Origin of the sequence: Streptomyces sp. NPDC007971, assembly GCF_042958635.1 — a bacterium.
GTDB lineage: Bacteria > Actinomycetota > Actinomycetes > Streptomycetales > Streptomycetaceae > Streptomyces.
Map to the genome: position 1 here is coordinate 363,467 of NZ_JBIBJK010000003.1, position 25,453 is coordinate 388,919.

General features: G+C 72.5%; 23 protein-coding genes. 14 read left to right on the plus strand and 9 right to left on the minus strand.

Annotated features, from left to right (window positions below):
• Positions 1–54: 54 nt before the first annotated feature.
• Positions 55–1,614, plus strand: coding sequence for an NAD(P)/FAD-dependent oxidoreductase (locus ACFZCP_RS08490; protein ID WP_362695587.1), 1,560 nt, complete (start codon positions 55–57; stop codon positions 1,612–1,614).
• Positions 1,615–1,688: 74 nt separating this feature from the next.
• On the opposite strand, the gene ACFZCP_RS08495 is transcribed toward ACFZCP_RS08490, so the two are convergent.
• Positions 1,689–3,461, minus strand: coding sequence for a serine hydrolase (locus ACFZCP_RS08495; RefSeq protein WP_391425257.1), 1,773 nt, complete (start codon positions 3,459–3,461; stop codon positions 1,689–1,691).
• Between the two features lie 124 nt (positions 3,462–3,585).
• Here ACFZCP_RS08495 and ACFZCP_RS08500 point away from each other — a divergent pair, with 124 nt between their 5' ends.
• The 3 genes from ACFZCP_RS08500 to ACFZCP_RS08510 are packed head-to-tail and all read left to right on the plus strand — an operon-like array spanning position 3,586 to position 7,786.
• On the plus strand, positions 3,586–4,698 hold the full coding sequence (locus ACFZCP_RS08500; protein ID WP_391425258.1) for a nitronate monooxygenase: 1,113 nt from the start codon (positions 3,586–3,588) through the stop codon (positions 4,696–4,698).
• Positions 4,695–6,245 (plus strand): AMP-binding protein, encoded by a 1,551-nt coding sequence (locus tag ACFZCP_RS08505; protein ID WP_391425260.1) that lies wholly within the window; start codon positions 4,695–4,697, stop codon positions 6,243–6,245. Before ACFZCP_RS08500 ends, ACFZCP_RS08505 begins: the two co-directional genes overlap by 4 nt.
• A gap of 44 nt (positions 6,246–6,289) precedes the next feature.
• Positions 6,290–7,786: a fatty acyl-CoA synthetase gene (locus ACFZCP_RS08510; protein WP_391425262.1), complete on the plus strand. Its 1,497-nt coding sequence runs from the start codon at positions 6,290–6,292 to the stop codon at positions 7,784–7,786.
• On the opposite strand, the gene ACFZCP_RS08515 is transcribed toward ACFZCP_RS08510, so the two are convergent.
• The 5 genes from ACFZCP_RS08515 to ACFZCP_RS08535 form a co-directional block, all read right to left on the minus strand.
• A complete protein-coding gene (locus ACFZCP_RS08515; protein WP_391425263.1) occupies positions 7,776–8,675 on the minus strand; it encodes a TIGR03620 family F420-dependent LLM class oxidoreductase in 900 nt (299 codons plus the stop codon). The genes ACFZCP_RS08510 and ACFZCP_RS08515 overlap by 11 nt on opposite strands.
• A gap of 288 nt (positions 8,676–8,963) precedes the next feature.
• Complete coding sequence (locus ACFZCP_RS08520; RefSeq protein ID WP_391425264.1) at positions 8,964–9,296, minus strand: ArsR/SmtB family transcription factor; 333 nt, start codon at positions 9,294–9,296, stop codon at positions 8,964–8,966.
• A gap of 102 nt (positions 9,297–9,398) precedes the next feature.
• Positions 9,399–9,974 (minus strand): TetR/AcrR family transcriptional regulator C-terminal ligand-binding domain-containing protein, encoded by a 576-nt coding sequence (locus ACFZCP_RS08525; protein WP_391425266.1) that lies wholly within the window; start codon positions 9,972–9,974, stop codon positions 9,399–9,401.
• Positions 9,975–10,053: 79 nt separating this feature from the next.
• The gene (locus ACFZCP_RS08530; protein ID WP_391425268.1) at positions 10,054–11,445 is read right to left on the minus strand and encodes an amidase family protein; all 1,392 of its coding nucleotides are present in this window, start codon (positions 11,443–11,445) and stop codon (positions 10,054–10,056) included.
• A complete protein-coding gene (locus ACFZCP_RS08535; RefSeq protein ID WP_391425270.1) occupies positions 11,432–11,641 on the minus strand; it encodes a hypothetical protein in 210 nt (69 codons plus the stop codon). The genes ACFZCP_RS08530 and ACFZCP_RS08535 overlap by 14 nt, the downstream gene beginning before the upstream one ends.
• 205 nt (positions 11,642–11,846) lie before the next feature.
• Between ACFZCP_RS08535 and ACFZCP_RS08540 the strand changes: the two genes are divergently transcribed.
• Entirely contained in the window at positions 11,847–12,746 is a 900-nt protein-coding gene (locus tag ACFZCP_RS08540) for an MBL fold metallo-hydrolase (protein WP_391425272.1), read from the plus strand.
• 46 nt (positions 12,747–12,792) lie between these two features.
• On the opposite strand, the gene ACFZCP_RS08545 is transcribed toward ACFZCP_RS08540, so the two are convergent.
• Positions 12,793–13,665 carry a helix-turn-helix domain-containing protein gene (locus tag ACFZCP_RS08545; RefSeq protein WP_391425274.1) on the minus strand — a complete coding sequence of 291 codons (873 nt, stop codon included), beginning with the start codon at positions 13,663–13,665 and terminating at the stop codon, positions 12,793–12,795.
• Positions 13,666–13,804: 139 nt separating this feature from the next.
• Here ACFZCP_RS08545 and ACFZCP_RS08550 point away from each other — a divergent pair, with 139 nt between their 5' ends.
• Positions 13,805–15,064: an MFS transporter gene (locus tag ACFZCP_RS08550; RefSeq protein ID WP_391425277.1), complete on the plus strand. Its 1,260-nt coding sequence runs from the start codon at positions 13,805–13,807 to the stop codon at positions 15,062–15,064.
• A 22-nt stretch (positions 15,065–15,086) separates the two neighbouring features.
• On the opposite strand, the gene paaK is transcribed toward ACFZCP_RS08550, so the two are convergent.
• Positions 15,087–16,382, minus strand: a complete 1,296-nt coding sequence (gene paaK / locus ACFZCP_RS08555; RefSeq protein WP_391425278.1) for a phenylacetate--CoA ligase PaaK — start codon at positions 16,380–16,382, stop codon at positions 15,087–15,089.
• A 139-nt stretch (positions 16,383–16,521) separates the two neighbouring features.
• Here paaK and ACFZCP_RS08560 point away from each other — a divergent pair, with 139 nt between their 5' ends.
• On the plus strand, positions 16,522–16,983 hold the full coding sequence (locus ACFZCP_RS08560; RefSeq protein ID WP_391425280.1) for a bacteriocin immunity protein: 462 nt from the start codon (positions 16,522–16,524) through the stop codon (positions 16,981–16,983).
• Between the two features lie 79 nt (positions 16,984–17,062).
• Positions 17,063–17,959: an alpha/beta fold hydrolase gene (locus ACFZCP_RS08565; RefSeq protein ID WP_391425283.1), complete on the plus strand. Its 897-nt coding sequence runs from the start codon at positions 17,063–17,065 to the stop codon at positions 17,957–17,959.
• Positions 17,960–18,203: 244 nt separating this feature from the next.
• Here the strand turns inward: ACFZCP_RS08565 and ACFZCP_RS08570 are convergent, their stop codons facing one another.
• Positions 18,204–19,814, minus strand: coding sequence for an AMP-binding protein (locus ACFZCP_RS08570; protein WP_391425285.1), 1,611 nt, complete (start codon positions 19,812–19,814; stop codon positions 18,204–18,206).
• 176 nt (positions 19,815–19,990) lie between these two features.
• Here ACFZCP_RS08570 and ACFZCP_RS08575 point away from each other — a divergent pair, with 176 nt between their 5' ends.
• The 6 genes from ACFZCP_RS08575 (at position 19,991) to ACFZCP_RS08600 (ending at position 25,393) form a co-directional block, all read left to right on the plus strand.
• On the plus strand, positions 19,991–20,791 hold the full coding sequence (locus ACFZCP_RS08575; RefSeq protein ID WP_391425286.1) for a crotonase/enoyl-CoA hydratase family protein: 801 nt from the start codon (positions 19,991–19,993) through the stop codon (positions 20,789–20,791).
• A 16-nt stretch (positions 20,792–20,807) separates the two neighbouring features.
• Complete coding sequence (locus ACFZCP_RS08580; protein WP_391425288.1) at positions 20,808–21,758, plus strand: OB-fold domain-containing protein; 951 nt, start codon at positions 20,808–20,810, stop codon at positions 21,756–21,758.
• Complete coding sequence (locus tag ACFZCP_RS08585; RefSeq protein WP_391425290.1) at positions 21,755–22,804, plus strand: thiolase domain-containing protein; 1,050 nt, start codon at positions 21,755–21,757, stop codon at positions 22,802–22,804. The genes ACFZCP_RS08580 and ACFZCP_RS08585 overlap by 4 nt, the downstream gene beginning before the upstream one ends.
• Positions 22,801–23,967, plus strand: a complete 1,167-nt coding sequence (locus tag ACFZCP_RS08590) for a thiolase domain-containing protein (protein WP_391425292.1) — start codon at positions 22,801–22,803, stop codon at positions 23,965–23,967. Before ACFZCP_RS08585 ends, ACFZCP_RS08590 begins: the two co-directional genes overlap by 4 nt.
• 82 nt (positions 23,968–24,049) lie before the next feature.
• A complete protein-coding gene (locus ACFZCP_RS08595) occupies positions 24,050–24,292 on the plus strand; it encodes a DUF397 domain-containing protein (protein ID WP_391425294.1) in 243 nt (80 codons plus the stop codon).
• 165 nt (positions 24,293–24,457) lie between these two features.
• The gene (locus ACFZCP_RS08600; protein WP_391425296.1) at positions 24,458–25,393 is read left to right on the plus strand and encodes a universal stress protein; all 936 of its coding nucleotides are present in this window, start codon (positions 24,458–24,460) and stop codon (positions 25,391–25,393) included.
• Positions 25,394–25,453: the final 60 nt, after the last annotated feature.

Sequence of the window (25,453 nt, forward strand, 5' to 3'; positions counted from 1 at the left end):
CTCGCAGCCGTCCGTCCTCTGGCCGACCTAGATCATCCCGTGTTACCAAGAACCATGACCGCACTCGAGGGATCCCGGACATACGACGCCGTCATCGTCGGCGGAGGGCACAACGGCCTGGTCGCCGCCGCCTATCTGGCCCGGGCCGGCCGGTCCGTGCTGGTGCTGGAACGGCTCGACCACACCGGCGGCGCGGCCGTTTCCACCCGCCCGTTCGCCGGCGTGGAGGCCCGGCTGTCGCGCTACTCGTACCTGGTCAGCCTGCTCCCGCAGAAGATCGTGCGCGATCTCGGGCTGGAATTCAGCGTCCGCAGCCGCACCATCTCCTCGTACACCCCCGTGGACCGCGGCGGCCGCCCCACCGGACTTCTGGTCGGCGGCGGCGAACAGCGCACCCGTGAGGCCTTCGCCCGGCTGACCGGCGGCGAGCGCGAGTACGAGGCCTGGCAGCGCCTGTACGCCATGACCGGCGAGGTCGCCCGGCGGGTCTTCCCGACCCTCACCGAACCGCTGCCCACCCGTGACGAGCTGCGCCGCCGCATCGACGACGAGGAGGCCTGGCGCACCCTGTTCGAGCAGCCGATCGGCGTCGCGATCGAGGAGAACTTCAGCGACGACCTGGTGCGGGGCGTGGTCCTCACCGACGCGCTCATCGGCACCTTCGCCGACGCCCACGACCCCTCCCTGCGGCAGAACCGCTGCTTCCTCTACCACGTGATCGGCGGCGGAACGGGAGCCTGGGACGTGCCGGTCGGGGGCATGGGCGCCCTCACCGACGCCCTGGCCGCCGCGGCCCGTGAGGCGGGCGCGGTGATCGCCACCGGCCATGAGGCCGACCGGATCGAGACGGACGGGCGCACCGCGGAAGTGACCTACCGGACGCCCGACGGCGAGGGCGTCGCCACCGCCCGGCACGTCCTGGTGGGCGCCTCCCCGCAGGCGCTGGCCGCGCTGACCGGAGAGGAACCCCCGACGCCCGCCGAGGGCGCCCAGCTCAAGGTGAACATGCTGCTGAAGCGGTTGCCGAGGCTGCGGGACGCCTCCGTCGACCCGCGCGAGGCGTTCGCCGGCACCTTCCACATCGCCGAGGGCTACGAGCAACTGGCCGTCGCCCACGCCCAGGCCTCCGCCGGTGAGCTGCCCGCCGCCCCGCCCTCCGAGATCTACTGCCACTCGCTCACCGACCCGACGATTCTCGGCCCGGACCTGGTGGCGCAGGGCTTCCAGACGCTCACCCTCTTCGGCCTGCACACCCCCGCGCGGCTCTTCGACCGGGACAACGACGCCGTCCGTGAGGAACTGCTGAAGTCCACCCTCGCCCAGCTCGACGCCCATCTCGCCGAACCCCTCACGGACTGTCTGGCCACGGATGCCGACGGCCGCCCCTGCATCGAGGCGAAGACCCCGCTGGACCTCGAACGCGACCTCAGGCTGCCGGGCGGGAACATCTTCCACCGGGAGCTGTCCTGGCCGTACGCCCAGGAAGGCACCGGGCGCTGGGGCGTGGAGACCCGGCACGGGAACGTCCTGCTGTGCGGCGCGGGCGCGGTGCGCGGCGGAGGGGTGAGCGGGGTGCCGGGGCACAACGCGGCGATGGCGGTGCTGGAGGCATAGCGGGCGGGGGGCGACGCAGGCGGCGGACCTCGGCCGCCGAGGCGGCGGTCCACCGTGGGCCAGGGCGGCGGACTTCAGTCGGCCGAGATCCTCCACCCCACCGCCTCGATCCGTGCCGCGTCCGCCGGTCGCGCCTCGTCGAAGACGGTCTCGCCGCCCGCCTCGATGCGCGAGGCGTCGACGTAGGCGCCACGGCCGACGTACAGCCGGTCCGTGCTGTACCGCCAGCGCACGGTCAGCCGCCGGGCGGCGGGCAGTCCGGCGGTCAGTCGGTGCCAGACGCGGCCGGACCAGCCGGTCACCGAACCCGAGGGGTGCTCCTGCGGCTCCTCGCCGCGGCGCTCGGTCGTGAACGGCACCGGCTGCCAGGTGGTGCCGTCGTCCGTGGTGGCCTCCAGGACGAGGAGGTCCGAGCCGGGCTCGGTGTCCCACCACAGCGCACAGCGCAGCCGGGCGGCACCGGGCGACGTGTCGACCGCGGGCAGGGCGAGGGTCGCGGCGGTGGCGTCGGCCGTTCCGGAGAACCAGGCGGTACGGCCGAGCGCCGGGCGCACCGGAACGGCGCGGGCCAGGCGGGTGCCCGCGGCGACCCGGGGCGCGGACCCGGACCGCCAGGTGCGCACCGGATGAACGGAGTTGCCCAGCACGACGAGGAAGGAGTCCGTCGTCGGGTCCAGCACGAGAGAGGTACCGGTGAAGCCGGTGTGACCCGCGGTGCGCGGGGTTGCCATCGCGCCCATGTACCAGTGCTGGTAGAGCTCGAAGCCGAGCCCGTGGTCGTGGCCGGGGAAGGCGGTGTTGAGGTTCGTGAACATCAGGTCCACCGACTCCGGCCGCAGGATGCGGGCACGGCCGTACGTACCCCGGTTGAGCAGCGTGCGGCCGAGGACGGCGAGGTCCCAGGCGCACGAGAACACCCCCGCGTGACCCGCGACCCCGCCGAGGGCGAAGGCGTTCTCGTCGTGCACCTCGCCCCAGACGAGCCCCCGGTCCAGCCCCGACCAGGGCGGGCGGGCGTCCTCCGTCGCGGCGATCTTCGGCTTCCAGGACGCGGGCGGGTTGTACCGGGTGCGCGTCAGGCCGAGCGGGGCGGTGATGTCCTCACGGAGCAGGACGTCGAGCGGGCGGCCGGTGATCTTCTCCAGGACGAGCTGGAGGGAGATCAGATTGAGGTCCGAGTAGAGGTAGGCCGTCCCGGGCGGGCTGAGCGGGGCCTCGTTCCAGATGAGGCGGAGCATCTCCTCGTGCGTCGGCGCGTTGTAGAGGGGGAGCCAGGCGCGGAACCCCGAGGTGTGGGTGAGGAGCTGACGGACCGTGATCCGCTCCTTGCCGGCCCGGCCGAACTCCGGGACGTACGAGGCGACGGCCGCCTCCAGCTCCAGCGCGCCCCGCTCCAGCTGCTGCACGGCGAGCAGCGAGGTGAAGAGCTTGGAGAGGGAGGCGAGGTCGAAGACGGTGTCCTGGGCCATCGTGATCTGCCGGGCGGGCGGGAACTCGATGCCGGTGTCGGTCCTCTCGTCGTATCCCGCATAGCGCACCGCCGTGCCGATCGGCCGGTGCAGCGCGACGGTGCCGCCGCGCCCGGCGAGCAGGACGGCCCCCGCGTACCAGGGGTGCGTGGGGGAGGGACCGAGGAACGCCTCGGCATCGGTGACGAGCCCGCGCAGATGGGCCGCGACGAGTCCGGCGCGTTCGGGCGAGCCGTGGCGCAGGGTGGGACCGCGGCCGCCGGAGGCGGGCGCGGCTTCGGCCGGACCCGCGGGCAGCGGAGCGAGGGCGAGGGCGCCGGCCACGGTCAGGGCGCCCAGCTGACGGCGGGTGAGTCCTGGAACCACCTCATCGGTCATCGTGAAACTGTCCTGTCGGCCGCGGCATGTGTCAATGAGGCGTGCGGGCCGTCCGGGAACATGGATCTGACGGAGCATCAGAAAAGGTCTTCCGTCGTCCGGGCGACTGCGGCATCCTGCGCCCATGCAGACGGAGCTGAGCAGGAAACTGGGAATCGAGCACGCCGTCTTCGGCTTCACGCCGTTCCCCGCCGTCGCCGCGGCCATCAGCCGGGCCGGCGGCTTCGGCGTGCTCGGCGCGGTCCGCTACACCGCCCCCGACGACCTCAAACGGGACCTCGACTGGATCGAGGCACACGTCGGCGGCCGCCCCTACGGGCTCGACGTGGTGATGCCCGCGAAGAAGGTGGAGGGTGTCTCCGAGGCGGACGTCGAGGCGATGATCCCGCCGGGGCACCGGCAGTTCGTGCGCGACACCCTTGCCCAGCACGGGGTACCGGAACTGGCCGAGGGCGAGGCCTCCGGGTGGCGCATCACCGGGTGGATGGAACAGGTCGCCCGCAGCCAGCTCGACGTCGCCTTCGACTACCCGATCCGGCTGCTCGCCAACGCCCTCGGCTCCCCGCCCCCCGACGTCGTCGCCCGCGCCCACGACCGGGGCGTCCTGGTCGCCGCGCTCGCCGGCAGCGCCCGGCACGCCCGCAAGCACCAGGAGGCCGGCATCGACATCGTCGTGGCGCAGGGCTACGAAGCCGGTGGCCACACCGGGGAGATCGCCTCCATGGTGCTGACCCCGGAGGTCGTCGAGGCGGTCGACCCGCTGCCCGTGCTGGCGGCCGGAGGCATCGGCAGCGGCCGGCAGGTGGCGGCCGCCCTCGCCCTCGGCGCCCAGGGTGCATGGCTGGGCTCCCTGTGGCTGACCACGACCGAAGCCGATCTCCACTCGCCCGCCCTGACCCGCAAACTCCTCGCCGCCGGGTCCGGGGACACCGTCCGCTCCCGCGCCCTGACCGGAAAGCCCGCCCGCCAGCTCCGCACCGAGTGGACCGACGCCTGGGACGACCCCGCCGGGCCCGGCACGCTGCCCATGCCGTTGCAGGGCCTGCTGGTCGCCGAGGCGGTCTCCCGCATCCAGAAGTACGAGGTCGAGCCGCTGCTCGGCACCCCCGTCGGTCAGATCGTCGGCCGGATGACCGGCGTACGCAGTGTCCAGGCCGTCTTCGACGACCTCACCCGCGGCTTCGAGCAGGCCGTCGACCGCATCAACCGCATCGCCGGAAGGAGCGGCCAGTCGTGAGCACACCCCCCGCCGGATTCTGGGCCCAGGCCGCCCAGGATCCCGACCGTACCGTCCTGATCGCCCCCGACGGCGAGCAGTGGACCGCCGGACGCCTGCACGCCGCAGCCAACCGGCTCGTCCACGGGCTGCGCGCGGCGGGCCTGGAGCGGGGCGACGCCTTCGCGGTCGTCCTGCCCAACGGCGTCGAGTTCTTCACCGCCTACCTGGCCGCGAGCCAGGCCGGGTTCTATCTCGTCCCCGTCAACCACCACCTGGTCGGCCCCGAGATCGCCTGGATCGTCGCCGACTCCGGCGCCAAGGTGCTCATCGCCCACGAGCGCTTCGCCGCGCCGGCCCGCGAGGCCGCCGACGAGGCCGGTCTGCCGGCCACCCACCGCTACGCGGTCGGCACGGTCCCGGGCTTCAGGCCGTACCCCGAACTCCTCGACGGACAGCCCGCATCCGCGCCCGCCGACCGCACGCTCGGCTGGGTCATGAACTACACCTCCGGCACGACCGGACGCCCGCGCGGCATCCGCCGCCCGCTGCCCGGCAAGCCTCCCGAGGAGTCCTACCTCGGCGGCTTCCTCGGCATCTTCGGCATCAGGCCGTTCGAGGGCAACGTCCATCTCGTCTGCTCGCCGCTCTACCACACGGCCGTCCTCCAGTTCGCGGGTGCGTCCCTGCACATCGGCCATCGTCTGGTGCTCATGGACAAGTGGACCCCCGAGGAGATGCTCCGTCTCATCGACACCCACGGGTGCACCCACACCCATATGGTCCCGACCCAGTTCCACCGCCTGCTGGCCGTTGCGGACGAGGTGAAGGACCGGTACGACGTCTCGTCCATGCAGCACGCCATCCACGGCGCCGCCCCCTGCCCCGACCATGTGAAGCGAGCCATGATCGACTGGTGGGGGCACTGCGTGGAGGAGTACTACGCGGCGAGCGAGGGCGGCGGAGCCTTCGCCACCGCCGAGGACTGGCTGAAGAAGCCCGGCACGGTCGGCAAGCCCTGGCCCATCAGCGAACTCGCGGTCTTCGACGACGACGGCAACCGCCTCCCGCCGGGCCGGCTCGGCACCGTCTACATGAAGATGAGCACCGGCGGATTCTCCTACCACAAGGACGAGGCGAAGACCCGCAAGAACCGCATCGGCGACTTCTTCACCGTCGGCGACCTCGGCTACCTCGACGAGGACGGCTACCTCTTCCTCCGTGACCGCAAGATCGACATGATCATCTCCGGCGGGGTCAACATCTACCCCGCCGAGATCGAGTCGGCCCTGCTCGCCCACCCCGCCGTCGCCGACGCCGCCGCCTTCGGCATTCCGCACGACGACTGGGGCGAGGAGGTCAAGGCCGTCGTGGAAGCGGCCCCCGGGCACGAGCCGGGGCCCGACCTCGCCACGGCGCTGCTCGACCACTGTGCGCAGCGGCTCGCCGGGTACAAGCGGCCCAAGAGCGTCGACTTCATCGCCGAGATGCCCCGTGACCCCAACGGCAAGCTGTACAAGCGGCGGCTGCGGGATCCGTACTGGGAGGGCCGCACCCGGCTGGTGTGACGGTGCTTGACCTGCGCCTGCCGGTGGGCCGAGGATCGGCTTTCATGACGCAGGGACACGGCAGCACGGTCGACGGGGTGCTGCGGCGCAGCGCCAGGCGCACCCCGGCACGGGTCGCGGTGGAGTACCGCGAGCGCAGCTGGACGTACCAGGAACTCGACGACGCCGTCTCCCGCGCGGCGGGCCTCCTCCTTGCCGAGGGGCTCGCCCCGGGTGACCGGGTCGGCACCTACGGGCACAACTCCGACGCCTACCTGATCGCCTTCCTCGCCTGCGCCCGCGCGGGGCTGGTCCACGTGCCGGTCAACCAGAACCTGACCGGCGACGACCTGGCGTACATCGTCGGCCAGTCGGGCAGCACGGTGGTCCTCGCCGACCCGGACCTCGCCGGCCGGCTGCCGGAGCAGGTACGGGTGCTCCCGCTGCGGGACACCGACGACTCCTTCCTGGCCCGGCTGGCCGGGGCGCCGCCCTGCGACGCGCCCGAGGCGCGCACCGAGGACCTGGTGCAACTGCTGTACACCTCCGGTACCACCGCCCTGCCCAAGGGCGCGATGATGTCCCACCGGGCGTTGGTGCACGAGTACCTGAGCGCGATCACGGCTCTCGACCTGAGCGCCGGCGACCGGCCCGTGCACGCGCTGCCGCTGTACCACTCGGCGCAGCTGCACGTGTTCCTGCTGCCCTACCTCGCCGTCGGCGCGACCAGCATCATCCTGGACGCCCCCGACGGGGACCGCCTGTTCGACCTCGTCGAAGCGGGCCGCGTGGACAGCCTGTTCGCACCGCCCACCGTGTGGATCGGCCTGGCGAACCGGCCCGACTTCGCCACGCGGGACCTGAGCGGTCTGCGCAAGGCCTACTACGGCGCCTCGATCATGCCTGTGCCGGTGCTGCGTCGCCTGCGTGAACGCCTGCCCGAACTGGCCTTCTTCAACTGCTTCGGGCAGAGCGAGATCGGCCCCCTGGCCACGGTGCTGGGGCCCGACGAGCACGAGGGCCGGCTGGACTCCTGCGGCCGGACCGTCCTGTTCGTGGACGCCCGGGTGGTCGACGACAAAGGCGAGGACGTGCCCGACGGCACGACCGGTGAAATCGTCTACCGCTCACCGCAGTTGTGCGAGGGCTACTGGAACAAGCCCGAGGAGACCGAGGAGGCCTTCCGTGACGGCTGGTTCCACTCGGGCGACCTGGCCGTGCGGGACGCGGACGGCTACTTCACCATCGTCGACCGGGTGAAGGACGTCATCAACTCCGGTGGCGTGCTGGTGGCCTCCCGCCAGGTGGAGGACGCGCTCTACACCCATGAGGCCGTCGCCGAGGCCGCCGTGATCGGCCTGCCCGACGAGCGGTGGATCGAGGCCGTCACGGCGGTCGTCGTCAGGCGCGGCGAGGTGACGGGGGAACAGCTCGTCACCCATGTGCGCGACAAGCTCACGCCCTTCAAGGCGCCCAAGCGCGTGCTCTTCGTGGACGCGCTGCCGCGCAACGCCAGCGGGAAGATCCTCAAGCGGGAGCTGCGCGAGCGGTTCAGCGGCTGACGCCGGCCGCGCCGGGCAGCAGGGCGGCGGCGAGCCGGCGCCACTGCGGCAGCGCCGAGGTGCCGGGCTCGACACCGATCACCTGCACCGCCACATGATCGGCGCCCGCCTCGGCGTGGCCCCGCAGCTTCCGTACGACGGTCTCCAGGTCGCCCCAGAACACCAGGTCGTCCACCAGCCGGTCGCTGCCACCGCCCAGGAGGTCCTCCTCCGTGTAGCCGAGCCTGCGGAACTTGGCCAGGTTGTACGGGGTACCGAGGTAACCGTGCAGATGCTCGCGGGCGAGGGAACGGGCCCGGCCGGGATCGGTCTCGAGGAGCACCGCGTGCTCGACGGCCAGAAAGGCGTCGGGCCCGAGGATCTGCCGTGCCTGGGCGGTGTGGGCCACGTTCACGTGATAGGTCTGGGCCCCGTCGGCGCGCTCGCGGGCCAGCTCCAGCATCCGGGGGCCGTAGGCGGCCAGCAGGCACCGGACCGGGATCCGGGGACGGGGGTTGGGCGTGTCCGCCGCGTCCAGCTCGTCCAGGTACGCGGACATGGCGGCGAGCGGCTTGACCCCCGGGCGCGGCTGACCGCCGAAGCCGAGGCCGAGCACGTGCCGGCCCGGGTAGGCGTCCGCGAGCAGCAGGGCGGCACCGTGGGTCCAGCGCGCCTCGCGTGACCAGATGCGTGCGATGCCGTTGACCACGCTCATCCGCTCGGTGGCGGCGAGCAGATAGCCGGCGTGGCTGAACGCGTCCCGCCCGAGCAGCTCGGGGATCCACAGCGCCGGCCAGCCCAGCTCCTCCAGTTCCTGGACCGAGTCCCTGATCGCCGCGGCCGGTTGGTGCTCGAAGTCGAAGGTGTAGATCCCGAACGTGCCGAGGTCCGGATGCTTCCCGCCGGTCATCGTGCGCTCCTTCACTGGATTCCCTGTTCGATCGAAGCGGGGCCGAGGACCGACCGTCGCCGGATCGGAGGTGGATGCAATCGCATCGCTCGATCGAAATATCGCAGAATCTCGATATGAGTGCAAGGAGTGACCCGGGGGCGGCTTCGGCGTGGCTGGACGCGGCCGGCGCGTCGGGCGGTGCGGTTGGTTCGGCTCGTGGGCGTGGGGCGGTGCGGCTCGACGTGGCTCGCGAGTGTCGGGCGCGGCGGCTCGACGTGGCTCGGCGGCGTCCGGCGGGGCGGTCGGCTAGAGCGTCTGGCCGAGTGTCGTGACGAGGCCGGCGATGCGCTGCTCGTCGCGCTGGTAGTGGGTCCACTTGCCCACGCGGGTCGCGCGCACCAGGCCGGCGCGCTGCAGTTCGGCCATGTAGGCCGACACGGTGGACTGGGCCAGCCCCGCCTTCGCCTGGATGTGGCTCACGCACACACCCACCTCCGCCGGATCGGCGATCGCCGTCTCCATGGGGAAGTGCCGCTCGGGCTCGCGCAGCCACTGCAGCATCTGCAGCCGCATCGGGTTGGACAGCGCCCGCAACGCGCTGACCAGGTCAGGATCCGGGGAGGGGGCGATGTCCGTCATGCGTCCGGAGTATAGGTCGCGGCCGACGTTTCGGGATACGTCGATGCATGCCGCGGTGCGGAACGCCAGGACCGCGCAGGCCCGTGCGGGCCGGCCGGCACGTCACCGGCCGGCCTCCTCGGCCGCCCCGAGGAGTTCGTCGACGAGCCGCTGCGCGTACACGGGGTCGAGCCCGTCGGGGCGGAAGAGGATGCGGTACATGAAGGGGGCGACGACGCGGTCCATGACCGTCTCGACGCCGGGGACGTTCTCCCTGCGGCCGGTCGCCCGGGCGAGGATGACGTCGATCTGTTCGGCCGCGTAGGCCGAGCACCTTCCGGCGTTGCTGCCGTCCGGGTCCCCGAGCAGGGCGTCGCGGATGTAGGCGCGGCCGGAGGGTGACGACATCTCGTCGAGGAACTGTTCGGCCCAGGCCGTCAGGTCGGACCGCAGGCTGCCGTGGTCCTCGGGTGACGTGTCGGGCCGAAGGTGCTCCACCGCGACGTCGGACAGCAACTCCTGCAGGTCGCCCCATCGGCGGTAGACCGTCGACGGGGTGACTCCTGCGCGCTGGGCCACCAGCGGCACCGTCAGCGCGTCGCGCCCCACCTCCGACAGGAGTGCGCGGACGGCGCTGTGCACCGATTCCTGGACCCGGGCGCTGCGCCCGCCGGGACGCGCCATCTGTCTGCGGCTCATGAAACCACCTTAAAGCACAATCATTGCGTTTAGGGGCCCGTGCTGCAGTGCGCTGATCCCCCCGGGCCGCATGCCGTTCTCAGACCGCCGGCGCGAGCGCTCGGGCAGGCTGTGTCTGTTCGTAGGCGTGGCCGACCCGCAGGAGTGCGCGTTCCCCGAAGGGCCGGCCGAGCAGTTGCATGCCGATCGGCAGGCCCGCTCCGTCGTGCCCGACCGGGAGGGACAGGGCGGGCACCCCGGTGATGTTGGCGGGGGCGGAAAGGCGCACATAGGCGTCGGAGACGCTCTCGGGCGTGCCGTCGGCCCAGGTGATCGTCTGCTCGCCGGCCCCCACCGCGGTCGCCGGGACCGTCGGGGCGGCGATCACGTCGGCCTCCTCCATCATGCGGGCCCATTCCCGCCGCATCAGCGTCCGGGACCGCTGGGCGCGCAGGTAGTCCCCGGCGGTCATCAGCTCGCCGGCCTCCAGGAGGATGCGGACGTCCGTCCCGTACAGCTCGGGGACCGTCCGCAGGGTGCCTTCGTGGTAGGCCGTGGCCTCGGGGACCATCAGCCCCCACTGGGTCGCCTGGAGGTAGCGGGTCATCGGGATGTCGACCTCGACGAGCCGTGCGCCGAGAGTCTCCAGTTGCCCCACGGCGTGCCGGACGGCGGCCTCCACCTCCGCGTCGACGTGGTCGAAATAGTGGGTGCGGGGCAGGCCGATCCGCAGCCCCGTCAGGTCCGTGCCCGCGCCCGGCCGGTAGTCCGCCGCGGGGGCGGCCACCGAGGCCGCATCGCGCGGGTCGTGCCCGGCCAGGGCGGTCAGGACCAGGCCCGCGTCCTCGACGGTGCGGGTGATCGGACCGACGTGGTCCAGCGACCAGGACAGGGACGTGACGCCGTGGCGGGGGACGAGGCCGTAGGTCGGCTTGAGCCCGACGACCCCGTTGAGCGCGGCGGGCACCCTGATCGATCCGCCCGTGTCGGTGCCCAGGGCGAAGGTCGCCGTACCCGAGGCGACGGCGACGGCGGACCCGCCGCTGGAGCCGCCGGCGACCCGGCTGCGGTCCCAGGCGTTGCTGGTCTGCGGGGTGGTCAGTCCGTAGGCGAACTCGTGGGTGTGCGTCTTGCCGACCAGGATCGCGCCGGCCTCCGTCAGGCGCGCGGCGACCGTGCTGTCGGCCTCGGCGCGGTGGTCGGCGCGGACCCGGGAGCTTGCCGTGGTGCCCACGCCGGCGACGTCGATCAGGTCCTTCAGGCCCATCGGGACGCCGTGCAGGGGTCCCCGGTGGCGGCCGTGTGCCACATCGTGCTCGGCCTTGCGGGCCGCCCGGCGTGCCTGCTCCGCGGTGACCGTGACATAGGCGCCGAGGTCCGGCTCGACCTGCTCGATGCGGCCGAGTACCGAGTCGACCAGCTCGACGGGGGACAGCCGCCGGGCCCGGATCGCGTCCGCGGCGGCGGCGACGGACAGCTCATACGGCTGCATCGTGCTTCCCCTCTCCCGCACGGTAGGCGCCGGCGGGCGCCGTGTCCCCGAAGTCCAGCTCCCGCAGGACCGCGACGACGGATTGGATGTGGTGGGCGGTCGCTGCGACCGCCGTGTGACGGTCGGCGGGCAGGGGGAGTCCGGCACGGGCGGCCCAGCGGGCCGCCTCCGGTGGCGTGATGTCCATGGCGGGCATGGGTGTTCCTTCCTGGGCAGGGCCGGGCGGCGGAAGATCCCGAGCCAAAAGCTAACGGTTTGCTTTAGTGGACTGTAGGTTCTACCGTGCCTTAAAAGCAAATGCATTGCGTTAAGCGGGAGGGTCGGGGCGTGGGGCAACCCACCCCGCAGAAGATCACCTCTGCTGAAGTGAGCAGCCGAAGAGAACAAGGAGACGAGGGACCATGCAGACCTCCCCCGCCGTACAGCTCCCCTCCTGGACCGTGGGCGACGTGACCGTCCACCGCGTCGACGAGGTCCTCCTGCCGCCCCCGACCGGAGCGTGGCTGCTGCCCGACGCCACGCCCGAGGTGGTGACCGGCGAGGACTGGCTGCGCCCCGACTTCGCCGACGACGAGGGCGTTCTGCGCATCGACAGCCACAGCTTCGCCTTCGAGGTGGACGGGCTGCGCGTTCTCGTGGACACCGGCGTCGGCAACGGCAAGGAACGGGCCAACCCGGCCTGGCACGACCTGAGGACCGACTTCCTGGAGCGCCTCACGGCCGGCGGCTTCGCGCCGGACTCCGTCGACCTGGTGATCCTCACCCACCTGCACGCCGACCACGTCGGCTGGAACACGCGGGAGGTCAACGGCGCGTGGGTCCCCACCTTCCCCAATGCCCGCCACCTCACCTCGCGCATCGAGCGGGAGTTCTGGGCCGCGTACGACATGGAGGAGGCGCGCAGGCAGATGTTCCGCGACTCCGTGATCCCGGTCGAGCAGGCCGGACTGCTCGACCTCGTCGACGTCCCGGCCGAGGGCGTCGAGATCGCCCCGGGCCTGCGTTTGACGCCCACCCCCGGCCACACCCCCGGCCACCTCGCCGTCGAGCTCACCAGCAAGGGGCACAAGGCGCTGATCACCGGCGACTGCATCCACCATCCGGTCCAGTTCGCCCATCCCGCCATCGGAGCCTGCGTGGACATCGACCCGCAGGAGTCCGAGGCCTCGCGGCGCAGGCTGCTCGGATCCCTGGCCGACACGGACGCACTCGTCCTCGGCACCCACTTCGCGCCGCCCACCGCCGGCCGCGTGGTCACCCACGGGGACGCCTACCGGCTGATCCCCGTCCCGGCGGCCTGACCGGCCACCGCGCGCGGCCGGAGGGGGCGAAGGGCCTTGCCCGCCGTCAGGCCGTGGTCGCGGTGGATGCCCCGGACCCCGTACGCGGGGGACGAGCGGTACGGGCGTCGTCGGCCAGGGTGCGCAGCAGGACGAGGGCGTCGGCGCTCGGGGTACCGGGTTCGGCGGAGTAGACCAGCAGCCGCTGGCCGGGAGCGCTGGCGACGGTGAACGACTCGTAGTGCAGGTACATCTCGCCGACCTGCGAGTGCCACAGCGGTTTGTCGTCGCTGGTGCAGGGCCGTACGTCGTAGCGGGCCCACAGACCGGCGAAGGCCGGGCTGCGCAGGGAGAGTTCACCGACGACCTGGGCGATGCGCGGATCGTCGGGGTAAGGGGCGGCCTGCGCGCGCAGGTTGCTGACCATGCCGCGGGCGGCGCGCTCCCAGTCCCGGTAGAAGCGGCGGCCGACGGGGTCGAGGAACAGCATCCGCAGCTGGTTGTCCATCCGGGCGAAGTCGCTGAACAGCTGCCTCCCCGACGGGTTGGCGGCCAGGAAGTCCAGCGCGGGTCCTACGACGCAGGCCGGCAGGCCCAGGAAGTGGTCCATCAGCCGCGACAGTTCGGGGCTGACGGTGCTCACCGGAGCGGTGGCGGCCCGCTGCCCGGGCTGGGCGAGCCGGAACAGGTGCGTGGCGGCGGGCTCGTCGAGGTGCAGGGCGCGGGCGACCGCACCGAGCACCTGCTCCGAGGGATGCCGTTCACGGCCCTGTTCGAGGCGGGTGTAGTAGTCGGTGCTGACCCCGGCGAGCAGCGCCACCTCCTCCCGGCGCAGGCCTTTGACCCGGCGGGAGGTGTGCGACGGCAGGCCCGCCTGCGCGGGGGAGACCAGGTCGCGACGGGCGCGCAGAAAGTCGCCCAGCTCGTTTGCCCTCGTCATGGCAGTAACCGTACCGCCGGGAGGACCGCTCCGCCTGGGTGTGCTGCACCCTGGCCGGGACAGGGTGCAGCACACCCTTCTTCGCCCGCCGCCCCCTTCCTAGCGTTGTGGCCGCAACCCCGGAAGGAAGGCGTGAACGATGCGTCAACTGGTGAGTGCGCCCACAGCGGTCGCACCGCAGCGGATGAGTCCCGCACTGACCCTGGTCATGGCAGTGGCGTGCGGACTGACCGTGGCCAACCTCTACTACGCGCAACCCCTGCTCGAACTCGTCGCCCGCTCCTTCGGCGTGGGCCAGGGCCCGGCCGCGACGGTGGTGACGCTGACCCAGGCCGGCTACGCCCTGGGCCTGCTGTTCGTCCTGCCGCTCGGCGATCTGGTGGAGAACCGCCGGCTGGCGACACGGACGCTGCTCGTGACGGCGACCGCGCTGCTGCTGGCCGCGGCAAGCCCGGTGTTCGGCATGTTCCTCGCCGTCTCCGTGCTGGTGGGGACGACGTCGGTCGTCGCGCAGATACTGGTGCCGCTGGCGGCGCACCTGGCCCCGCCCGAGCGGCGCGGCAAGGCCGTCGGCCAGGTGATGAGCGGCCTGCTGACCGGCATCCTGCTCGCCCGTACCGCGGCGAGCCTGATCGCCGGCCTGCTGGGCTGGCGGGCGATCTACGTGATCTCGGCGGCCCTGATGCTCGGCCTCGCCGCCGTCCTGCACCGGATGCTGCCGCAACGCGCACCGGACCACACGGCGGGCTACCGCGCGCTGCTGGCGAGCCTCGGCGAGCTGGTGCGGCGTGAGCCCGCCCTGCGCCGCCGGGCCCTGTGCCAGGCGAGCATGTTCGGGGCGTTCACCACGTTCTGGACGGCCATCGCCTACGAACTGATCGACGAACATCACTTCGGCCAGGCCCGGATCGCGCTCTTCGCGCTGGTCGGCGCGGGCGGCGCGGCCGCCGCACCGATCGCCGGCCGGATCGCCGACCGCGGCCACGGCCGTGCCGCCAGTGGCGCTGCCCTGCTGCTCGCCTCCTCCATGTTCCTGCTCGCAGCCCTGGGACACCGGAGCGTGCCGCTGCTCGCCCTGGCCGCGGTGCTGCTGGACTTCGCCGTGCAGTGCCACCAGGTGCTCAGCCAGCACGGGATCTACGCGCTGCGCGGCGATGCCCGCGCCCGCATCAACACGGTCTTCATGACCACGGTCTTCGCCGGCGGCGCCCTCTCCTCCGCCGTCGCCGGGGCACTGCACACCGCCTACGGCTGGACCGGCGTCTGCGCCCTCGGCACGGTGCTGCCGCTGGCCGGTCTGCTGGTGTGGGCCCTCGGCCGGCGGACGACCACCCGCACCCGGGCCCGGGCGGGCTCGGTCCGTCCGGCCCGGGCCGAGGACACCGTGGACGCCGGGTGAACCACCCGGGTGTCCCCGATCGTCAGCGCGGCCGCAGATCCACGATCCGGCGGACCTTGCCCACGGACCGTTCCAGCGTCTCCGGCTCCACGATCTCCACGTCCACCGACACACCGGCTCCGTCCTTCACCGCCGTGGCGATGGACCGGGCCGCCGCCTCCCGCACCTCGGGCGTCGCGCCGGGGCGTGCCTCGGCGCGCACGGTGAGCGCGTCGAGGCGGCCCTCCCGAGTCAGGCGCAGCTGGAAGTGCGGCGCCACGCCGGGGGTGCGCAGCACGATCTCCTCGATCTGGGTCGGGAACAGATTGACCCCGCGCAGGATCACCATGTCGTCACTGCGGCCGGTGACCTTCTCCATCCGCCGGAACACGCGGGCCGTGCCGGGCAGCAGCCGGGTCAGGTCCCGCGTCCGGTACCGGACGATCGGCATGGCCTCCTTGGTGAGCGAGGTGAACACCAGCTCGCCCCGCTCACCCTCCGGCAGCACCTCGCCCGTGATCGGGTCGACGACCTCCGGAAAGAAGTGGTCCTCCCACACATGGAGGCCGTCCTTGGTCTCGACGCACTCCTGGGCGACCCCTGGGCCCATCACCTCGGACAGCCCGTAGATGTCGACGGCGTCGATCGCGAACCGCTCCTCGATCTCGCGCCGCATCTCCTCGGTCCACGGTTCGGCGCCGAAGACACCGACCCGCAGCGAGGTGCCGCGCGGGTCCACGCCCTGCCGCTCGAACTCGTCGAGCAGCGTCAGCATGTACGACGGCGTGACCATGATGACGCCGGGTTCCAGATCCCGGATCAGCTGGACCTGACGGGCGGTCATGCCGCCGGACGCGGGGATGACCGTACAGCCCAGGCGTTCGGCACCGTAGTGGGCGCCCAGGCCGCCGGTGAACAGCCCATAGCCGTAGGCCACATGCACGATGTCACCCGGCCGCCCGCCCGCAGCCCGGATCGACCGCGCCACCATGTCGGCCCACACCGAGAGGTCGTTGTCCGTGTAGCCGACCACCGTGGGCAGGCCCGTGGTGCCGCTGGAGGCATGGAGGCGGCGGATGCGCTCTCGGGGCACGGCGAACATGCCGTACGGGTAGTGCTCGCGGAGGTCGGCCTTCACGGTGAACGGGAAGTGCGCCAGGTCGGCCAGTGAGCGGCAGTCCTCCGGGCGGACGCCGGCCTTGTCGAACGAGTCCCGGTAGAAGGGCACATGGTCGTAGGCATGTCGCAGCGAGGCACGCAGCCGTTCCAGCTGGAGCGCACGCAGCTCCTCGGGGCCGAGCCGCTCGCCCGCGTCGAGCAGGTCCGTCGCATCTGCCATCGGGACGTCTCCCTCACCATCCGCACATTCCGGACGACCGATCATTCGGTCGCTCTGTTCGGGTCAGTAATTCAGGCCATCCGTCTCCAGACAAGGGGTCCGCCCGGATTTTCTCGGCGGCGTCTCACAGAATGGGCATGTGGAACTGCGACGGGAACTGCTGCCCGCGCCCGTGCCGGCCGAGCGGTCGGCGGAACTGGGCGAGGAGATCGAGCGGATCGAGAACCTGCTGCACGAGGACGCCGAGGCGGGGCAGCGGGCGATCGACGCCTTCAACGCGGCGACCGGGAAGGCGTACGGGCCGTCCGCCTTTGTGAACTGCGCCGCGGCCGGTGGTCCGGAGGCGTTCGCCCTGGAGGCGGCGCGCCCGGCATGGCCGCGCGTGCCGGACGTCACCCGCGCGGAACTGGGCGAGATCGTCCGCCGGATCATGGCGGCACCAGGAGATCCCGACACCGACCACTACCTGCTGGTGCTGGAGGCCAACGTCGCCCACCCCCGGTCCCGCGACCTGATCTTCCACCCGCCCGCCCACCTCGTGGACGCCTCGCCGGAGCGGATCGTCGACGAGATACTGGCCTACCGGCCCATCGCGCTGTGAGCCCGCCGACCGGGCCGAGCCGGTCCCCCGCCCGAAAGAGTGTTGCGGCTCGGGCGGGCGAACCAGGATGATCATCCGCATGCCGACCTTCACCGCAGCCGACGGAACCCGGCTCGCCTACCACCTGCGGGGTGCGGGCGAGACCCTCGCGGTGCTGCCCGGCGGACCCATGCGCGCCTCGGCCTACCTCGGTGACCTGGGCGGGCTGACCGCCCACCGCCGCCTGGCCCTGCTCGACCTGCGGGGCACCGGCGACTCCGCGGTGCCGGACGACCCGGCGACCTACCGCTGTGACCGGATGGTCGACGACGTGGAGGTATGGCGCGCCCACATGGGCCTGGAGCACATGGATCTGGTCGCGCACTCGGCGTCCGCCAGTCTCGCGCTGCTCTACGCGGCCCGCCACCCCCACCGGATACGGCGGCTCGTCCTGCTCACCCCCAATCCGTCGGCCCTCGGCATGCGGACGACACCCGAGGACCGGCTGGCCGCGGCCCGCCTGCGGGCGGACGAGCCGTGGTACGCGCGGGCGTTTCCCGTCTTCGAGGCCTGGCTCACGGGCCGGACCGGCTTCGACGAGGCCGTCATGCCGTTCTTCTACGGCCGCTGGGACGAGGCCGCCCGCAGCCATGACGAAGCCGCCGAGGAGCAGACCAACGACGAGGCGGCCGACCGGTTCTCCGCCCAGGGCGCCTTCACCCCGGACGCCACCCGGGCCGCGCTCGCCACCCTGGCCGTCCCGGTCCTGGTGTATGCGGGCGGACTCGACGGCGGCCCCCGTCCCGATCTCGCCCGCCGCACCGCCGAGGTCTTCCCGAACGCCGAGCTGGCCGTCCAGCCCGACGCCGGTCACTACCCGTGGCTGGACGACCCGGACTTCTTCGTGCGCCGTGTCTCCGCGTTTCTCGACGGGAGCGGGCGGCTCTTCCCCGACGACGGGCAGGCCCCGGGCGTCGCACCGACGCCCGCCCGGTGACCGTCGACGCGGGCCGTCCGGTGCACGAGCTGCGGCCAAAAGCCGGAGGAGTTCCCCTGTCACCGTGAGGAGTTCGTCGGCCGAGGGCCCGGCTGGACGAGCAAGGCCGCTTGCCACCGATGTACCCCGTCGCCCCGGCGGCCCGTCGCACTTTGGCCCCTTGGCCCCTGGCCCCTTGGCCCGTAGGCCCGTCGCCCGGGCTCCCTTTCACCTCGGTGCCTCGGTGCCCCGTCGCCCCGGCGGCTCACCGGTCCTCGGCCAGCGCCACCTCCCGCGCCCACCGGTAGTCCGCCTTGCCGCTCGGGGAGCGCTGGACGGAGTCCGTGATCACCAGCTGGCGCGGGACCTTGTACCCGGCCAGCCAGGTGCGGCAGTGGTCCTGGATGTCGGTCAGTGACGGCTGTCGCGCGCCCTCGCGCAGCTGCACCACGGCCGCCACATGGTGGCCCCATACGCTGTCCGGGACCCCGGCGACCAGTGCGTCGTACACGTCCGGATGGGCCTTGAGCGCCTGCTCGACCTCCTCCGGGTACACCTTCTCGCCCCCGGTGTTGATGCACTGCGAGCCCCGGCCGAGGACGGTGACCACGCCCTCCTCGTCCACCGTCGCCATGTCGCCGAGCAGCACCCAGCGCTGCCCGTCCCGCTCGAAGAACGTCTCGGCGGTCTTGCGCACGTCGTTGTAGTAGCCGAGCGGCACATGGCCGCACTGGGCGACCCGGCCGATTTCGCCCACGGCGACCGGCTCGTGCGTCGCCGGATCCACCACCCGGGTACGGGAGTTGACCCGGATGCGGAAGCCGCGCTCGGGGCCCGAGTCGTCCGTCGCCGTCCCGTTGAAGCCCGACTCGGAGGAGCCGAAGTTGTTCAGCAGCACGGCGTTCGGGACCAGCTCCCGGAACTGCCGGCGTACGGTCTCCGACATGATCGCGCCCGACGAGGAGACGCTGAACAGCGCCGAACAGTCCGTTCCCTTCATCGGTCCGCCCAGGGCGTCGATCAGGGGCCGGAGCATCGCGTCCCCGACCAGCGACATGCTGGTCACCTTCTCCTTCTCGACGGTGCGCAGCACCTCCTCGGGCACGAACTTGCGGTGCAGCACCACCCGCTGGCCGAAGTTGAACCCGATGAAGGCCGTCAGGGTCGACGTACCGTGCATCAGCGGGGGAGTGGGGAAGAAGGTGATCCCGTGGCCGCCCGCCGCGACCCGCTCGGCAAGCTCCTGCGGCGTCTTGACGGGCTCGCCGGTCGGCGCCCCGCCGCCCAGGCCGGCGAAGAACAGGTCCTCCTGACGCCACATCACCCCCTTGGGCATGCCCGTCGTACCGCCGGTGTAGATGATGAACTGGTCGTCGCCCGACCGCTCAGGGAAGCCCCGCCCGGCCGACCCGGCCGCCTCGGCCTGCGTGAACGGGACGGCGCCGGGCACCTCGGCCGGTCCGCCCACCCGCAGCAGGTGCCGCAGTCCCGGCGCGCGGGGCAGCGCCGCCGCCACCCGGTCGCCGAACTCGGCGTCGAAGACGAGCGCGGCCAGGTCCGCGTCCCGGTAGAGGTAGACCAGCTCCTCCTCGACGTAGCGGTAGTTGACGTTGACCGGGACGATGCGCGCCTTGAGGCAGGCGAGGACCGTCTGCAGGTATTCGACGCCGTTGTACAGGTGGAGGCCCAGGTGCTCCCCGGGGCGTATCCCGCTGTCGACCAGGTGGTGGGCGATGCGGTTGGCGGCCGCGTCCAGCTCCGCGTAGGTCAGGCGGCGTTCCGCGCCCGTGCCGGGATGGTCGAGGTGCACGAGGGCCTCGCGGTCCGGTACCACGTCGACGACCGACTCGAACAGATCGGCAAGGTTGAACTCCACCGCTCCTCCTGACCTCCGACGGCCGGGCGATCCACCGGTTCGCCGGTCATCAGAGCAAAGGGCGCCGCAACTGTGAAGGGTCCGCGCAAGGAAATCTGACTGTCTGTCAGAAAACCCTTGAAGTGCCTCACCGCCTCCTGCAACCTGTTCTCGTTCTTACCGAGGGGAGATGGGCAATGGGTGGGACAGAACACCTCACCGTGCAGCGCGAAGGCGCCACACTGGTGCTCACGCTCAACAGGCCCGAAGCGAAGAACGCGCTCTCGCTTCCCATGCTCGTCGGCCTGTACGACGGCTGGACCGAGGCCGACGAGGACGAGGCGATCCGCTCGATCGTGCTCACCGGAGCCGGGGGCGCCTTCTGCGCCGGAATGGACCTCAAGGCACTGGCCGGCGGCGGCATGGCGGGAGAGCACTACCGCGACCGCCTCAACGCCGACCCCGATCTGCACTGGAAGGCCATGCTGCGCCACCACCGCCCCCGCAAACCGGTGATCGCCGCCGTCGAGGGACACTGCGTGGCCGGGGGCACCGAGATCCTCCAGGGCACCGACATCCGGGTCGCGGGAGCGTCCGCCACCTTCGGCCTGTTCGAGGTCAGGCGCGGGCTGTTCCCGATCGGCGGCTCGACCGTCCGGCTGCAGCGCCAGATCCCGCGCACCCACGCCCTGGAGATGCTGCTCACCGGGCGGCCGTACAGCGCCGAGGAGGCCGCGGCCATCGGGCTGATCGGGCACGTCGTTCCCGACGGCACCGCGCTGGCCGAGGCTCTGGAGATCGCCGAGCGGATCAACGCCTGCGGCCCGCTCGCCGTCGAGGCCGTCAAGGCATCGGTGTACGAGACCGCCGAGATGACCGAGACCGACGGACTCGCCGCCGAACTCGCCCGCGGCTGGCCCGTCTTCGACACCGCCGACGCCAAGGAGGGCGCCCGCGCCTTCGCGGAGAAACGACCCCCCGTCTACAAGCGCGCCTGAACCGAGGAGCACGCCGATGCCCGAAGTCCTCAAAGCCCCTCTCGTGGTCGAGTTCCCCTTCACCCGGTCCCTCGGCCCCGTCCAGAGCGCCTTCCTCACCGGACTGCGCGAACGCGTGGTCCTCGGGGTCGGGACCGCGGACGGCCGCACCCTCGTGCCGCCCGTGGAGTACGACCCCGTCACCGCCGAGGAGATCCGCGATCTCGTGGAAGTCGCCCCCACGGGCACGGTCACCACCTGGGCCTGGAACCACGAGCCGCGCCGCGGCCAGCCCCTGGCCACCCCGTTCGCCTGGGTCCTGGTCCGGCTCGACGGCGCGGACACCGCCCTGCTGCACGCCCTGGACGCCCCCGGCCCCGACGCCGTGCGCACCGGCATGCGGGTGCGGATCCGGTGGGCCGCAGAACGCACCGGGGCCATCACCGACATCGCGTGCTTCGAGCCCTACGACGGCGCGCCGGAACAACCGGGCGGCCACACGGGCGCGTTCGAGAACCCGCTCACCGGGATCGTCGCCCCCGCGCGGCTCGACTACACCTACTCGCCCGGCCGCGCCCAGTCCGCCTACATCGGCGCCCTCTGCGAACAGCGGACCGTCGGCGAGCGCTGCCCCTCCTGCCGCAAGGTCTACGTCCCGCCCAGGGGCGCCTGCCCCACCTGTGGCGTCGCCACATCCGAACAGGTCGAGGTGGGTCCGCGCGGCACAGTGACCACCTACTGCATCGTCAACATCAAGGCTGCTCACACGGCGAATCTCGACATCGAGGTGCCCTACGTCTACGCGCACATCGCCCTCGACGGCGCCGACCTCGCCCTGCACGCCCGCATCGGCGGCATCCCCTACGACGAGGTGCGCATGGGACTGCGGGTCGAGCCCGTGTGGACACCAGGAGCCCGCTACCCCGACCACTACCGGCCCAGCGGCGAACCCGACGCCGACTACGACACCTACAAGGAGCTGCTGTGACACGGGAGATCGCGGTCGTCGCCTTCGCCCAGACCGACCACCGGCGCTCCACCGAGGAGTCCTCCGAGGTCGAGATGCTCATGCCGGTCCTGCACGAGGCCCTCGAACAGACCGGGCTCAAGACCTCCGACATCGGCTTCACCTGCTCCGGCTCCAGCGACTACCTCGCCGGCCGGGCCTTCTCCTTCACCCTCGCGCTGGACGGCGTCGGCGCCTGGCCGCCCATCTCCGAGTCGCACGTCGAGATGGACGGCGCCTGGGCCCTGTACGAGGCATGGACCAAACTGCTCACCGGAGACGCCGACACCGCGCTCGTCTACTCCTACGGCAAGTGCTCACCCGGCTCCGTGCGCGACGTACTGACCCGGCAGCTCGACCCGTACTACGTGGCCCCCCTGTGGCCCGACGCCGTGGCCCTGGCCGCCCTCCAGGCGCAGGCCCTCATCGACGCGGGGGAGGCCGACGAGCCCGCGCTCGCCGCCGTCGGAGCCCGCAGCGGGACCGATGCCGCCGCCAACCCCCATGCGCAGCGCAGGGGGCCGGTGCCCCAGGGCGACTACGTCGTGCGCCCGCTGCGCACCGGCGACTGCCCGCCGGTCGGCGACGGTGCCGCCGCGGTGATCCTCGCGGCCGGCGAGCGGGCCCGCGAGCTGTGCGCGCGGCCCGCCTGGATCCGGGGCATCGACCACCGCATCGAGGCCCACTCCCTGGGCGTGCGCGACCTCACCGACTCGCCGTCCGCCCGGCTGGCCGCCGAGAAGGCGGGCGCCTTCGAACGGCCCGTCGACACCGCCGAGTTGCATGCCCCCTTCAGCTCGCAGGAGGTCGTGCTGCGCAAGGCGCTCCGGCTCGGCGACGGCGTCCGCGTCAACCCCTCCGGCGGTGCCCTCGCCGCCAACCCGGTCATGGCCGCCGGACTCGTCCGCATCGGCGAGGCCGCCGCCCGCATCCACCGCGGCGCCTCCGACCGCGCCCTCGCCCACGCCACCTCCGGTCCCTGTCTGCAGCAGAACCTGGTCGCCGTACTCGAAGGGGATCCACGATGAGCAAGGAGCCCGTGGCCGTCGTAGGGATCGGCCAGACCAAGCACGTGGCCGCCCGCCGGGACGTGTCGATCGCCGGCCTCGTCCGCGAGGCGGCCTTCGCCGCACTCCAGGACGCGGAGCTGGGCTGGGCCGACGTCGACGCCGTCGTCATCGGCAAGGCGCCCGACTTCTTCGAGGGCGTGATGATGCCCGAGCTGTACCTCGCCGACGCCCTCGGCGCGGTGGGCAAGCCGATGCTCCGGGTGCACACCGCCGGCTCGGTCGGCGGATCCACCGCTCTGGTCGCCGCGAACCTCGTCGCCGCACGCGTCCACGGCACCGTCCTCACCCTCGCCTTCGAAAAACAGTCCGAGTCCAACGCCATGTGGGGCCTGTCCCTGCCGATCCCCTTCCAGCAGCCGCTGCTCGCCGGGGCGGGCGGCTTCTTCGCCCCCCACGTGCGCGCCTACCTGCGGCGCAGCGGCGCACCCGGCACCGTCGGCTCCCTCGTCGCCTACAAGGACCGCCGCAACGCCCTGAAGAACCCCTACGCCCACCTCCACGAGCACGACATCACCCTGGAGAAGGTCCAGGCCTCGCCGATGCTCTGGGACCCCATCCGCTACTCCGAGACCTGCCCCTCCTCGGACGGCGCCTGCGCCATGGTCCTCACCGACCGCGCCGGAGCCGCCCGCGCCCCCCGGCCGCCCGCCTGGATGCTGGGCGGCGCCATGCGCAGCGAGCCGACGCTCTTCGCGGGCAAGGACTTCGTCTCCCCGCAGGCCGGCAAGGACTGCGCCGCCGACGTCTACCGGCAGGCAGGCATCGCCGACCCGCGCCGGGACATCGACGCCGTCGAGATGTACGTGCCGTTCTCCTGGTACGAGCCCATGTGGCTGGAGAACCTCGGCTTCGCCGAGGCGGGCGAGGGCTGGAAACTCACCGAGTCCGGCGTGACCGAGCTGGACGGCGACCTGCCCGTCAACATGTCGGGCGGCGTGCTGTCCACCAACCCCATCGGCGCCTCCGGCATGATCCGCTTCGCCGAGGCCGCACTCCAAGTACGCGGCCAGGCAGGGGAACACCAGGTGGACGGCGCCCGCAAGGTGCTCGGACACGCCTATGGCGGCGGATCGCAGTTCTTCTCCATGTGGCTGGTGGGATCACAGCCCCCCGGCTCCTGAAAGGTCCTTCCGACACGGCCTGTCCGCAGTCCGAACCGCTCGCTAGGCTGACCGCGGACGACGAACCGGGAGGAGCACGGACGTGGCCGAGACCACCACCCAGCAGATGCCGCTCACGGGCTGGGACAAGCCGCCGCTGGACCTCAGCAAGGCGGAGTGGCAGTCCAGCAGCCGAGGGCTGGGCGATGTGCAGATCGCCTTTGTCGAGGGATTCATCGCGATGCGCAACAGCGGCAGCCCGGAAAGCCCCTCCCTGATCTTCACCCCGGCGGAGTGGGGTGCCTTCGTCTCCGGCGCACGGGAAGGGGAGTTCGACCTGACCTGAGCGGCCTCGCCGTCGGCCCTCCCGGCGCCGCCGCCGGCACCGGGAGCCGATCCGGGAGTGTTGCGAGCGTTTTTCCGGACACGCGACCAACAGTGCCCTGCCGGGGCCCTGCCTGCGCGAGGCTGGGCCCGGCACGGGAAGGTCGTGTTCCGGAAGTGAGGAAAGATGAGCAGTACGCCGGTCATCGCCGCGGTCGACGGTTCCGAGGACAGCCGGCGGGCCCTGGAATGGGCCCTGGACGCCGCCCGCCGCCGTGCGGCGGAGCTGAGGGTGGTCCATGTGCGGCAGTACGCCGCCTGGGGGCAGGCCGACGTACTGGTCGCGGGGCCGCCCGACGCAGGGGGCGACCCGGTGCTCGACGAGGTGCGCGCTCTCCTGCGGGACCGCCCGGACGCCCCGGCCGTGGAGTACGTGGCCATGGAGGGCGTACCGGGCGCGGTGCTGCCCGAACTGGGCACGGACTCCCAGCTGTTGGTCCTCGGCTCACGGGGCCGCGGCGGCTTCGCCAGCCTGCTGCTCGGCTCCAACGGCATGGCCGCCGCGCGCGACGCCGCGTGCCCGGTGGTCGTCGTGCCCCGGCCCGGCCGCGACGGGAGCACCTCCCGCGCCGTCCGGGCAGTGGGGGAGCACGGGGGCGGGCCCGACGGGCCCGGGCCCCGCGTGGTCGTCGGCGTCCACGCCGACAGCCCCGACGACGCCACCCTCGACTTCGCCTTCACCGAGGCCGCCCTGCGCGGGGCCCGCGTCCGGGCGATCGCCGCCTACCCGTGGCCGGTGCAGACCTGGTCCGCCCCCGGCCAGCCGGTGCCGCCGCCGATCGACGAGGACGCCGTCAGGAACGAGACCCGGTCCCTCGCCGAGGGCTTCCTCGCCCCGCACCGCAAGCGCCACCCGGACGTGCGCGCCGAGGTGGAGGCCCTGCCCGGAGACGCGGCCGGCCACCTCGTCGCCGCGTCCAAGAAGGCCGACCTGGTCGTCGTCGGCCGCCACCGGCGGCGCCTGCTCGCCCCCGCCTCCATGATGGGCTCGGTCACCCAGGCGGTGCTGCTGCACGCGGCGAGCCCGGTGGCCGTCGTACCGCCGGCGCCGCCGCAGGAGTGACACCGCCGCGCCCACGCACCGGGCACGCTCCGTGACGGGCACCGGCGTACAGGCGTCCCC